We start from the raw sequence: 12,726 nt of genomic DNA on the forward strand, positions 1-12,726 counted from the left end.
TTCATTAAGATATTCATTTATACACAGGGTATAATGCCTTGAAACACGGGCTTTTTACCTACAAGTTCAACAAAACGATACATACAATGGCAGGAAAGAAGTCTATACTATCGAATAGGAAGTCTAAGGTATCGAAATATATAGGTAGCTTCTTGGAATTCTGGTGTGAGACGACTTCACGTTTTTTCGCAGATGACGCCAAAGGGAGGGCTTATGCGAACTTTATTGAAAATATTAGCCGTTCTAATCGGAATCTTTATGATGATTTTTATCGGTGTACAAGCTTATCCGAAGCAACACAAAGAAATACAAACCGTTCCCGTCCATACGTGGAATTTTTTGTGGGATAATATAAAATCGGAAAGCAAAGTCGATAGACCGCCTGATCAAGTTCTAAATTCGCAAGAGTGGCAAACGCTTGATGCGGATTCAAAGCCGTCTACACCGCCACCTGGCGTAGAATGGGCTTGGGTGCGTATTGATATTCCAGCGTTAAAAGGCTCAATGCCTTCCGTATGGATCGAAAAAGCTTATGCCAACAATATTGTCGCGTATACCGAATACCGAGAGTTATTCGATTCGAATCGTCAATATGAATACGATAATAATGAGTTATTGCTACCTCTTCGCACCGAAGACGCGGGCGGTTCGATCTATCTGCATATGAATATGAAAGAAGCGCGCACGGGAATCGTGCAAGAAATTAGGTTTGGCCACTTTTATGATCTGCTCACGTTATATTTGACCCGAGATCTGGTAGATGTGCTGCTGGGCGGTTCATTTGTATTGATCGGGTTAGTGATGTTGATTTGCGCGTTCTTTTTCCATCGCAACTATATTCGATTTTGGCTGTCTTTAAGCATTATTATTTTATCGATTGGTCTGCTTGTCGTCTCGTATTCTCCGTTCTTATTCACCGTCTATCCGGAGTACGGTCAGATTCTTCAGCGATTATTCGATTTTGCGTTATTTTCTTTGTTACCTTCCTTCTTATACTTCTTCCAGTTGATCTTTGGTAAAGGGTATAAAAATATTATGTTTTACCTGAGCCGTTTCCAGTTAGGCTATTCGTTTTTCAGTCTGATCTTATTATTTTTGAACGTGCTGACGAACGAACGGTATTTCTCCATCTACTTCTTGTTCACCACTACGATTCTGGGTGTGTGGATGATTATCGAATTGTTGACAATGTTGGCAATCTCGATTCCTTATAGTTTGAAAAAGAACAAAGACGCGCAGATTTTCAACTTGGGTCTGGCTGTTTTTGCAGGTGTCGTCGTGTTCGAATTGGTGCGCTATTATGCGAGTGGGCAGCAGTACGATTTGTATTGGTGGAAATGGGGCATGGTGGTCTTCGTGATCTCGCTGATCGTCGTATTGGGACGGAGATTCGCCGAGACGCATAATCAGATTCTTCAATATTCCAAAGAGCTCGAGATGTTCAACAACGAACTGCAACGAGCCGAGAAAATAGAAATCATTAGCGATCTTGCGGCTTCAGTCGCGCATGAAGTACGTAATCCTTTGCAAGTGACGCGCGGTTTTTTACAGCTTCTTGGAGAACGTTCGGCTTCGTCGGACAAAAAGTATATCGATATGGCTTTGGATGAATTGGATCGTGCCTCGGATATTATTACGGACTTTCTTACTTTTGCCAAACCCGGCACCGAAAATATCAAAACGTTATCGATTTCGGAAGAATTCCGGCATATCGAAGGCGTGCTGACTCCGCTTGCCAGTATTCATCATGGACAGTTGTTGCTCGATATGTCTGCGGATCTCTACGTCAAAGGCAATTCGTCGAAGTTCAAGCAAGCTTTGATCAATATCATCAAAAATAGTATCGAAGCCCTTGAAGATGAAGGCAAAATCCATATCGTGGCTAAGCGAGAAAATGGAGAGATCGTGATTGTCATTTCGGATAACGGGATTGGGATGAAGCCAGAAGAATTAAAGCGTCTAGGCGAGCCTTATTTCTCGAATAAAACCAAAGGTACAGGCTTAGGTCTTATGGTGACTTTCCGTATTATCGAATCGATGCAAGGCACATTGACATTCAGCAGCGAAAAAGGAGCAGGAACCCAAGCAACGATCCGTTTACCGGAAGCCTCGGCGTAAGAGGTTCCAGACGGAAGTTGCGGAGTTCCCGCTCCTTTTTTTGTGAAAGGATATGTGAATTAGGTGCCGCTTCCCCACATTGCCGCAGGTTCAATCGAGACTTTTTCAGCTTTTGGAACGATACTGGACGGATGAGGAGGAATCACGAGATAAAAATGATCGGCAGATTCCTGCACCGCGGTTAAACGAATATGTTCCGGCATTTCAAGACCAAACGTGTCATGCAATGTGCTTTTTGGATCATTTAATAGACGCGCCAAGAATTCAGGATCTTCCCATGCTTTTTGAATCATTTGGGCTTTAATCGAAGTTTCCGTTGTCAGGTTTGTCATTAAAAATCATCCTTTCGCATGCGAATTCATGATTAGATTGCAGAGGACAAGTGACGTTGGGACTTTTTGAAAATGATTATATTTTGTGGAAGATTATAGCACGGATAAAAAAAGGTAGCAAGTAGGTAAAAATAGTCGGTCAACGGTACAACGAATCATTATTGATCCATAAGCCAATAGTGCAATCCGCCTAGCGCCAATTTTTGTTTTTCGCGTTCAATTTGTTCGGCAATCTTTGCTAAATCTCCAGCAAGTGCTTTGTGAAAATCCAGCAGATCGGGAAAATAAGGTTGAGCCTGTTGAAGTCGAAGTTGCCGCTCTGTAGAAAATTGCGCGTAACGGCTGAGCATTCCTTTTGCATAGACGGCTTGATCAATATCAGAAGGGAACACGCTAATCTTAGGGTCTTGCGCGTACTCTTTTCGATAAAGAGATACCAGGCAATTGTAAGAACCGTCTTGCAAATCTTGCTTGTAGTCTGCCCAATCATCTGCCATTTGTAGCGTGATCAGCACTTCACCTACATCATGAATCGCTTGCTTTTGCAAAAATGGATCTTCAGCGAACAGAACCAGAGGGCATAATAGCAACGGAGCAGATCGGTCGGCTAGATCTTGAGGACGTTCGAAAAAAGAATCGTTGCGTTGTTCGGCGGCAAGCCCGGAAGCCCATTGTGAAGTACACGACAACAAAGCTTGACGGAAATGAGAAGCGGAAGGAAATAACGCGGCATAACGGACATTCATTTCGGCATGAAAAAGTTGAGACAATATAACGGAGGTTCGATCTTTCTGGGATACCTGATCGATAAGCGCGTCTTGAAGATGAAAATGCAGCATCCCGAAAATATTGGCTTCGGCGATTTCCCGGCAAGTCTCGATCGAAGCTTTTGCAGCTACGCGAAGCCAATAAGGGAGTAGGCAGCAAATGTAGTTGGTCGAACTATTTCCGTGTTCTGGATCGAACCGATTCAGATAATGGACGCCGGATTCGGCGAAAGGTGGAGGGAATTGTCGGACTACGTCTCGGCACATTCGAAAAGCACGCTGCATCTCTTTTTGCAGTTCAATCGAGAACTCCATAGACATCGCTCCTTTGCCTTTTTATTCTATGCTTATCTACGTTCAATTGGAATGTTTTCCCTGCTAGATTTTGTATTTCTTTGACAGCAGAAAAAAAGCAAAAATCGCTTGGTCGAAAAGCCGATAGTATAGTATGCTGAACATCAGAAATCATTCGTTAAAAATCATGATTTGAAATTTCTCAGGAACTTAAATTTTGCTTATTAAGGAAGGAAGAACTTTACTTATGGATTCTAAACCATCGTTCCCTATTTCCCCGCTTGTTGAATTGCTGGGGCTTGAAGGTCATATCGAAGGCGGCTGGCACAAAGAAATCTGGAAGTCTTCGTTCACGATTCCGCATCGTTCGTTACCCGAAGAATATAGCGGCGACCGTTATGCGGCGAGTTCGATCTATTTCTTGTTGCATCCCGGCGAATTTTCCGAATGGCATGTCGTACATTCCGATGAACTGTGGCTCTGGCACACAGGCGGAGCTTTGGCTTTGACACTTGGCGGCGACGGCGAAGAACCTGTGGAAGGCGAGGAAATCATTCTTGGCCCGGACACGGCGAACGGTCAAACTTTCCAAGGGCTGGTTCCGGGGAAAGTTTGGCAAAAAGCGCGTCCGATCGGCGACGAACCTGTATTGGTAACGTGTATCGTTGCCCCAGGTTTCCATTACGACGATTTCAAGTTGATCGAGCGGAAGTAGAAATTTCAATGAATTGGTATACCTTCGGGCAAATGTTGAACATCATCCAACTCGGACAGATCGCGGAAGCCGCGGATCGTCAGCGGCAAATGCGGTTGCTTCCGCAAGGTCTGGTCTGGGTCAATGGTCCTTATCGCGACCGGATCGTGCAGGTGCAAGATTATTTGCTTAGCGATCTTTGGCATATTGTCGAAGACGAAGACTCCAAGTCATGGATAGAAAAGCGAGCGGAGTGGGAGCGCAAGCGAATCGAAATGCTGGAAAGCCAGTTGTTTGAACAACGGGCGCAGCGATTCGAGCCATCAAATCTTCCAGAGTAAAACGAGCGGAGGGCATGGAAGTGCCGAAAAAAACAAGGTTTAATATTGGCGCAAAAATACTGGCGGGGTATTTGTTCATTTTGATTTGTTTAGGATTATCGCTGTTGGCGGTTTCTTCTCAAGTCCGAAGTTTGCAAGAAGCCAATGCTTTTATTAGCGAGCATGATATTGCGGTACACGATGAATTAAGCGTCTTGCAAAAAAACGTCTTGGATATGGAGACGGGTCAACGCGGCTATCTGCTTACCGGCGACCGCGATTATCTCCAGCCCTATACAACAGGGCGCAGTGAATGGGAAACGACATATAGCCGCTTGTATGAATTGGTCGGCGACAATGCGGCTCAACAACAAACGCTCAGTTTGATTCGCGCGAATATCGAAAGTTGGATTACCGAGATGGGCGATCGTACAATCGCGCTGAAAAGCGAAGGACGAGAAGCCGATATGCTCGCTTTCTATACCGGAGATGCAGGGAAGCGGGAGATGGATCAGCTACGCGTACAATTCGATTCGTTTCGCGATACCGAGCAGCGGTTGACCGATGCTCGGGTTGCCGAATTGAAAGCCGATAGCGACCGGATGATCTATGCCATGATCGGTCTATGGGCGTTGGTCGGAATCGTCTCGATTATTGCTGCGCTTGCGATTGCACGCAATATTTCCAAAACGATCTCCCATGTAACATCGGTGATTCGCTCAATTACACTTGGCGGCGATCTACGTGAACGGATTCATGTTCGTTCGAACGATGAGGTTGGAGATTTAGGCGAGTCGACAAACTTGCTGCTGACCAAAGTTCAAGCGGAAGACCAGCACAAAGAACGGTTGATTCGGTTGGCGGAATTGCTGCAAGAACGTTCTTCGAAGTCCAGTGAAGAATTGGCGGAAGCTTTTATGTCAAAAGTATCCGAAACGACAGGCATACCGGTCGGTGTTCTCTACAAGATGGACGCTGCGCAAAACGTGTTGATCAAATCAGCTGTGCTCGCCGAAGATCACGAACATGCAGAGCGTACAGATAACGTTGAAATCAAAGTCGGTGAAGGCTTGGTTGGACGCTGCGCATTAGAAGGACGCACGCTGCATATGCAGGATGTACCAACTGATTACGTCAAAGTTTCTTCGGCTTTGGGAAATACTTCATCGGCAGAAGTCTTGCTCATTCCAGTGCTATACGGCGGTCAAGTCAAAGCGGTAATAGAATGGGCATCGCCGAAGCCATTCGAACGTTCCGAAGTCGAGCGCTTGGAGCGCAAAGCCGAGCTTCTCGGTAGTACGCTCCAGACGGTAGAAGCTAGACAAGAGATTGAACGCCTATACCGTGAATCGCAAGCGCTCAACGAAGAACTACAAGCGCAATCCGAAGAAATTCAGATGCAGTCTGAAGAACTTCAAGTTCAATCGCAAGAATTGATGACGCAGCGAGACGAGCTGGAAAGTATCAACGAACAGCTTGGGGAGCAAAAACATGCGGCAGAACTTGCGGTCGAAGAAACGCAGCAATACGCGCAAGAGCTTCAAGTGAGTTCTAAATACAAATCGGAATTTTTGGCAAATATGTCGCATGAATTGCGGACACCGCTCAACAGTATGTTGATCTTGTCGCAAATTCTTGCCGAAAACGAGAATCGGACGTTGACTGCCAAAGAAGCCGAGTACGCATCGAGTATTCACGCTTCCGGTAAAGATCTGCTTAACCTGATCAATGATATCTTGGATCTGTCCAAAGTCGAAGCCGGTAAAATCGATATCGCTGTAGAAACGGTCGATTTGGCTAAAGTGGCTTCGGATATGGAGCGTTACTTCGCTGAGATTGCGATGCGCAAACAATTGGATTTCCGAATCGAAATCGAAGAAAACGTACCGGGTTATATTTTCACCGATGAACTGCGTCTTGGACAGATTTTGCGAAACTTGTTGTCGAACGCATTCAAGTTTACGGAGCGAGGCGAAGTCGTACTGCGAATCGGTCGTGTACCGGGAAAAAAGGTCAATCCGGAAGGCGCGGCTTACGATCAGTTGGCATTCAGCGTTAACGATACGGGAATCGGGATTACTGAAGAAAATCGTCAGCTGATTTTCCAAGCGTTCCAACAAGCGGACGGCACGATTGCTCGCAAGTACGGCGGAACGGGGCTTGGTTTGTCGATCTCGACGCAGTTGTCGAATCTATTGGGCGGTGAGATCACGCTCGATAGTCAGTACGGCGTAGGCAGTACATTCTGCTTGTATATTCCGTGCGTCAAAGACGATGGAGAATTAGCTGATTTGTTCTTGCCGCTCAATACGCGTCGATTCTGGTCAAGCGCTCATTCGCTGCAACAAGCTCCGTCTTTTGAAGAAGGGCTGCCGATTGAGCCGTTCACCGATCAGGCAGATTTCTCATTGAAATCTACGTCTGACCATCAACATGGATCGATTCGAATTGTGCCGGACTCCGAAGGAACGGAAGAGCGTGAAACGCAAGCGTTGTTCCCGCCTTCTGCGCAAGATTTAGATTTAGCGCTGGAAGGTACGCGCATGATGATCGTAGACGACGATATTCGCAATGTGTACGCGCTCACGAGCATGCTCGAGAAGCACGGCGTTGATATCGTTGTCGCACTGACTGGGCTGGACGCATTGGATAAGTTAAATACCGAAGGCCCGTTCGATATGATCTTCATGGACATTATGATGCCGGAACTCGATGGGTTAGAGACGATGCGCCGGATTCGCTTGGCTCCGGAGTTAGCTCATATTCCGATTCTTGCGCTAACGGCTAAAGCGATGAAAGAAGATCGGGAAAAATGTCTAAACGCGGGTGCATCGGATTATCTGACGAAGCCGCTGGATATGAATCTGGTGCAAGAGCGGATGAAGATTTTATTGTCTACCTCAGGTCGGATTGCGGACTGAGATTGTTACAAAAGTTACTTGGGTGGGGAAGCGAGACGACTGCGAGATAAATTCGTTAGCGTATGCTTACGATGTGTCTTTCTTCGAAAGCCTTTAGGTCGCTTGTTGAAATTGGGAAAGTTGATTAAAAGTTTTATAAGGTTTTTCCCAATTAGCGATGCAAATTCGACAGTTATCTTCTGGAGAATCTGCATCACAAAGGCGAACACTTAAGCATAGGCTTCCGAAGTGCATTTCTTCGAAATGCTTTACCTGCACTGAATTTATCTCTCCGTCGTCTCGCTTCTCGCGTCAGTGTAACTCCCCACAATAAAAAGCCCTTATCCGAAACATCGGATAAGGGCTTTTTAGGATTTCTTTTAGCTTGGAAGTTGTTCTCTTCCGGATTGGCGGGCGTGGCGGTAGAGATCGGCGTAATGACCGCCGCTGGCGAGCAATTGGGCATGTGTGCCTTGCTCGGTCAATTCGCCGTTTTGCATCACTAGGATGCGGTCGGCGTGCATAATCGTGGATAAGCGGTGAGCGATTACGATGGTCGTTCGACCTTTGGATACGGATGCCAATGCTTGTTGGACAAGCTTTTCGGTCTCGGAGTCGAGGTTGGCTGTGGCTTCGTCCAAGATTAGGATTTTCGGGCGGAATACAAGGATTCTCGCAAAAGAGATCAATTGACGTTCGCCGGCGGATAAGCCGCTGCCGCGTTCGGATAGATGCGTATCGTAGCCGCTAGGCAATCTGAGAATCATCGGATGTGCGCCGACGAACCGGCAAGCTTCGATGACTTGTTCACGCGTAATGTCTTCGCGGAACAAACGGACGTTATCGATGATGGAACCGGCGAATAGATACGGATCTTGCTGGATCAATCCGACAGCGGCATGAAGGTCGCTTTGGCTGAATTTGCGGATATCGGTGCCGTCGATTTCGATCGACCCTTGATTCACGTCGTAGAATCGGTTGAGCAGACTGATCAGCGTGCTTTTGCCGGCACCTGTCGTACCGACGACGCCGATCATTTCGCCGGATTGAATATGCAGATCCAGACTTTTTAACACTGGGCGATCCGGGCGGTAACCGAAAGTCACATTACGGAAATCTACGTCGCCGCGAAGGGCTGTTTTATCTAATGACACACGTTCGGTATCCAGAGGTTCGCCTACATTGGGTTGAGTCTGCAGCACGCGCTGAATCCGTTCGACCGCAACCGTGGTCGATTGGAACGTATTCCACTGCATGGTGATCTGGTTGATCGGTTGGAAAAATTGCCGGATATAGCTGACGAACGCATACAAGACGCCGACTTCCATACTTTGACCCAGCACGGCACGTCCACCTAACCAGACCATCAAGACTAGCGCCGCATTGCCTAGAATATCAAACGTTCGGTTAAACAAGACGTTGGAGCGGATTTGCTTGAGATTGGCGTCCCAGTATTTACGGTTCTGCTCAGTGAATCTTCCTAATTGCTCGTCTTCTTGACGGAACGATTGAATGAGTCCCATGCCCGATAAGTTTTCGGCTGTAAAAGCAATCAGACGAGACAACCGGCTCCGCGCTTGTTGATACGTGCTTCTCAAATACGAGCGGAACAAAGCGGCGACTACAAAAATAACAGGAAGAATCAGCATCGAAAAAGCAGCAAGCTGTGGATCAAGACTAAACATCAAAACGATGATCAGAATCAGCATCATCCCGTCGCGTACCAGACTTAGCAGCACTTGCGTGAAAAATTGGCTGATCGTCTCGGTATCGTTGGAGACATTTGTCACGAGACTGCCGCTATGCGTACGATCAAAAAACGACATCGACATTTTCGAAATATGTCCAAATAAATCTTTGCGAATTCGAGCGATAATACTTTGCCCGGCATACTGCAACAAATTATTTTGCAGATAGGTAAAGATAAAGCTGACAATCGCAATCCCCAAGTAAAAAATCCCGAGCCGGATCAGCGAACTTCCGCCTTCGCCTTTGGCTAAATGATCGTCGATCGCGATCTGGACAATCAGCGGTTGCAGTAGTTCGGCAGAAATACCGAGTAGCGCACAGATGGCAACGCCGACAAAAGCCAGGGTATGCGGTTTGGCGTAACCCATCAGCAATTTTAACGTCGAAGAAGCAAAAGAAGTCTGACGATTTGCTTTCGTAGATGTTCCATCGGTTGATGGTGAATTATTCGATTTCGTCATGGCGAAGCCCCTCCTCTTGCAGACGGTGCATTATGGCATAAGCGCCTTCGCGGCGCAGCAATTCTTCATGCGTACCCCGTTGAACGATCTGTCCTTCGCTTAATACGATAATTTCGTCCGCGTGCTTCACTGCGCTGATTCGGTGCGAAATAATCAACGTTGTTTTGCCGTGTCGTTCTTGAATCAGATTGTCCAAGATCCCGGTTTCGGTGACCGCATCGACCGCGCTCATACTATCGTCGAGAATCAGCAATTGCGCTTTTTTGGTTAATCCGCGCGCCAGACTGGTTCGTTGACGTTGCCCACCGGAGAGTGTGACGCCGCGCTCGCCAAGCTGCGTGTCGAATCCTTCTGGGAAGCGTGAAATATTATCGTAAATCATCGCGTGTTTGGCACCAGTCTCGACTTTCTCGATTGGAGCTTCACGGTCGCTGAAAGCGATATTGTCGCGAATCGTCGTACTGAACAAAAAGCCGTCTTGCGGCACATAAGCCACGCGTTCGCGCAGACTTTCCAGCGTCAGATCGCGAATATCCGTATACCCGAAAAAGAGCGAGCCGCGCGGCGGTTCGTAGATTCGCATCAGAAGTTTGACGAGCGTCGTTTTGCCGCTGCCGGTACGTCCTACGATACCGATCGTCTGACCCGGCGCAATCGTGAAATCCAATTCTTTGAGCGCAGGTTCAGCACTGCCCGGATATGAGAACGTTAGATGTTCAAACCGGATTTCTTGCGGCTTATCGAGGATCTGTGCGTTTTCTTCGTTTTGCACATCGGGTTCTTCGTTCATCAGACGATTCACCCGTTCGAGCGAAGCGCCGGAGCGCTGCATCATATTGATGACGTTGCCGATCTGCTGAAGCGGCCCTACGATGATGCGCATATACAAGGTAAGCGAAACGAAGCTGCCGAGCGTTATCGTGCCGTTCAACGTTTGCGTACCGCCAAGCAGTAACGCCAGCACAAGCGACAAAGCGCCGAGAAACGGAATAACCGCTTGGAACAAAGAAGACAGTCGTACCAGAAATAATTGAGCGCTCCGAATCAGATCGACTTTTTCTCCAAAACGCCGTCCTGCGATCTGTTCCGTGCCAAAAGTTTTCGTAACGCGGATTCCGCCAAATTGTTCTTCGGCAGATTCGGTCATCCCCGCTAACGATTCTTGTACATTCATCGAACGTTTGCGAATTTGAGGGCCGATTCGAACGACGATGAGCGGAATCAGAATCAGCGGGCTGATACAGATGAGAATCAAAGATAGCGGAATATCGCCAATTACCATCATCACGATACAAGACAGGAGCAGAACGACCGCGTTAGTCGTCTGCGTGACCCCATTCGAGATCGATTCCCGTACCGATTGCACATCGTTCGTGACGTAACTGAGAAGCTTGCCCGTACCTTGTTTGGAAAAAAAGTGTTCGCTTAATGTAGAAAATTTGCTGAACAATTTTTGCCGGACTTCGAATTCGAAGCGCCGACCGAGTCGCATCACTTGATATTGTCCTAGACCAAATAAGACGCCATATGTAATGCCGATCCCGAGCAGCAGCAGAGCGAAGGAAGAAACGAGATCGTAATTCAGACTTCCGGCTTGAAGATCGTCGGTAAAGCGTCCCAAGACAAGAGGGAGTGCAGATTGCACCACGTTGGCGACGACAATCAGCAAGACCGCAACAGCATAACCGGGGATATGCGCGAACACATAATCTTTGAGCAGTTCTTTACCTTTCAATCGTTATTCATCTCTCTTTCGAACCGTCCAGCGGCGAGTTAGACACGAAAAGGCAAAGCGAGCAGATCGAAAAGACGATCTATCGCTGTGCCTTTGGTGACGCGTTGTTGCATCGTCATGATGACTCTTGTTTTTCATCTTATACCTATTACCCGGACGTTCAAAAGACAAACGGAATGAGGATTAAATGTAATGCAAACCATAGGTAGAAGGGAGCGGAATAGATTCAAACCAACTTGGAATATCGGACTGACGCGTATAGGTGTGGTCGAACAAAATTCCATATACTTCGGTTGACTGGAGTTCACGGCGGCTAGAAGTCGCAAATACTTTCCCGGTATCGTCGATTTGAAGCGCTTCTTCCCACGAAAGACTCCACAGATCACTCGCTTGATCCAGCAGAATACGAAGATCAGTGATCAATAGCGTACCGCCGTTGTGGACTTGCTCTTCTTCATTATAGGGTTGGCGAAGGATAGCTTGCAGTTCTTGATCTTGCCACGGGACGTCGATTTGCAAGTGGGACAAATCGAATGTTTCCGATGCCGCTGCGAGTAAAGCAGCGACATCCCTAGGGGCGCCGCCGTAAGAAACGACGGTGGCTGGATTTGTAGAGGCGTGCCGATTTTCAGGCACGGCTAGAGCGGCATAGGCGACAATGCCGCTGTGGTCTTCCGCAACCAGCGTCAAAGGCTGGTTGCCGAGTACGGCGGCATACGCAGCGGCGCCGAGCCGGCTACCAAGCCCGGTGACGCTTTCTTCGAAGCGGGTCGGGCTGGCTTCATGCAGCGTATGGATGCGCTGCAAATCTTGCGGGATCATCGCGCGGATAGTCAGCGGCGATGAACTTGCGCCGGAAGCCGACGATTCCGGCAGACGAGGGCGTAGCGCGAACCGGGTCGCGCGCCCAAAAGCGGCGCTGCCCGCTCTTGTATACAGCGAGCGATCGCCGGAGATCAACAGCAGCGGAGCTTGGGCTTGCTTAGCGTGAGCGATGCTCAGCTCAAGCAAGTTTCCGGCAAGCCCTGCACCCCGATGATGAGGCGAGGTGCAGACCGAGCCGATCGAGAACGCGCGGATCGACGCTACGCCGCCTACGCGCAGCCTCGAAGGCGCAAGCCCCATAAAAGCGGCGAGCGTGCCGTCTTCGGCAAAAGCGCCGTAAGAATGAACGATGCCCGGCGCAAATAAAGGCGGAAACATCTCCGCCATCGAAGGGGAAATATTCGGACGAAACACTGCGTCCGAAAGCTGAGCCGCTTGGGTTAATTCGTGCGGTTGAAGGATACGGAAAATCGTCATGGGGTAGACTCCTTTGCCTAAGTGAATGATTGCCGCGACTATAACAGAAAGCGC

At 48.1% G+C, this 12,726-nt stretch carries 9 protein-coding genes; 4 read left to right on the plus strand and 5 right to left on the minus strand.

All coding sequences use genetic code 11. The features are described from left to right. Positions 1 to 213: 213 nt before the first annotated feature. Entirely contained in the window at positions 214 to 2,118 is a 1,905-nt protein-coding gene (locus NOM90_RS07095; RefSeq protein ID WP_255940982.1) for an ATP-binding protein, read from the plus strand. 59 nt (positions 2,119 to 2,177) lie between these two features. On the opposite strand, the gene NOM90_RS07100 is transcribed toward NOM90_RS07095, so the two are convergent. Beyond that, the gene (locus NOM90_RS07100) at positions 2,178 to 2,450 is read right to left on the minus strand and encodes an NHLP leader peptide family RiPP precursor (RefSeq protein WP_255940983.1); all 273 of its coding nucleotides are present in this window, start codon (positions 2,448 to 2,450) and stop codon (positions 2,178 to 2,180) included. A gap of 158 nt (positions 2,451 to 2,608) precedes the next feature. Further along, a complete protein-coding gene (locus NOM90_RS07105; RefSeq protein ID WP_255940985.1) occupies positions 2,609 to 3,532 on the minus strand; it encodes a hypothetical protein in 924 nt (307 codons plus the stop codon). Between the two features lie 226 nt (positions 3,533 to 3,758). Here NOM90_RS07105 and NOM90_RS07110 point away from each other — a divergent pair, with 226 nt between their 5' ends. The 3 genes from NOM90_RS07110 to NOM90_RS07120 are packed head-to-tail and all read left to right on the plus strand — an operon-like array spanning position 3,759 to position 7,446. After that, on the plus strand, positions 3,759 to 4,226 hold the full coding sequence (locus tag NOM90_RS07110; protein WP_255940987.1) for a cupin domain-containing protein: 468 nt from the start codon (positions 3,759 to 3,761) through the stop codon (positions 4,224 to 4,226). A gap of 8 nt (positions 4,227 to 4,234) precedes the next feature. Next, entirely contained in the window at positions 4,235 to 4,546 is a 312-nt protein-coding gene (locus tag NOM90_RS07115) for a hypothetical protein (RefSeq protein WP_255940989.1), read from the plus strand. A gap of 14 nt (positions 4,547 to 4,560) precedes the next feature. Continuing rightward, entirely contained in the window at positions 4,561 to 7,446 is a 2,886-nt protein-coding gene (locus tag NOM90_RS07120; protein ID WP_255940991.1) for a CHASE3 domain-containing protein, read from the plus strand. Positions 7,447 to 7,805: 359 nt separating this feature from the next. Here the strand turns inward: NOM90_RS07120 and NOM90_RS07125 are convergent, their stop codons facing one another. The 3 genes from NOM90_RS07125 to NOM90_RS07135 all read right to left on the minus strand — a co-directional run bounded on the left by NOM90_RS07125 (position 7,806) and on the right by NOM90_RS07135 (position 12,672). Continuing rightward, positions 7,806 to 9,635 carry an ABC transporter ATP-binding protein gene (locus tag NOM90_RS07125; protein ID WP_370866581.1) on the minus strand — a complete coding sequence of 610 codons (1,830 nt, stop codon included), beginning with the start codon at positions 9,633 to 9,635 and terminating at the stop codon, positions 7,806 to 7,808. Then, a complete protein-coding gene (locus NOM90_RS07130; protein ID WP_255940992.1) occupies positions 9,619 to 11,370 on the minus strand; it encodes an ABC transporter ATP-binding protein in 1,752 nt (583 codons plus the stop codon). Before NOM90_RS07130 ends, NOM90_RS07125 begins: the two co-directional genes overlap by 17 nt. Positions 11,371 to 11,553: 183 nt before the next feature. Next, a complete protein-coding gene (locus NOM90_RS07135; RefSeq protein WP_255940994.1) occupies positions 11,554 to 12,672 on the minus strand; it encodes a GNAT family N-acetyltransferase in 1,119 nt (372 codons plus the stop codon). Positions 12,673 to 12,726 lie beyond the last annotated feature (54 nt).

The organism is Saccharibacillus sp. JS10, from assembly GCF_024436065.1.
Lineage (GTDB): Bacteria > Bacillota > Bacilli > Paenibacillales > Paenibacillaceae > Saccharibacillus.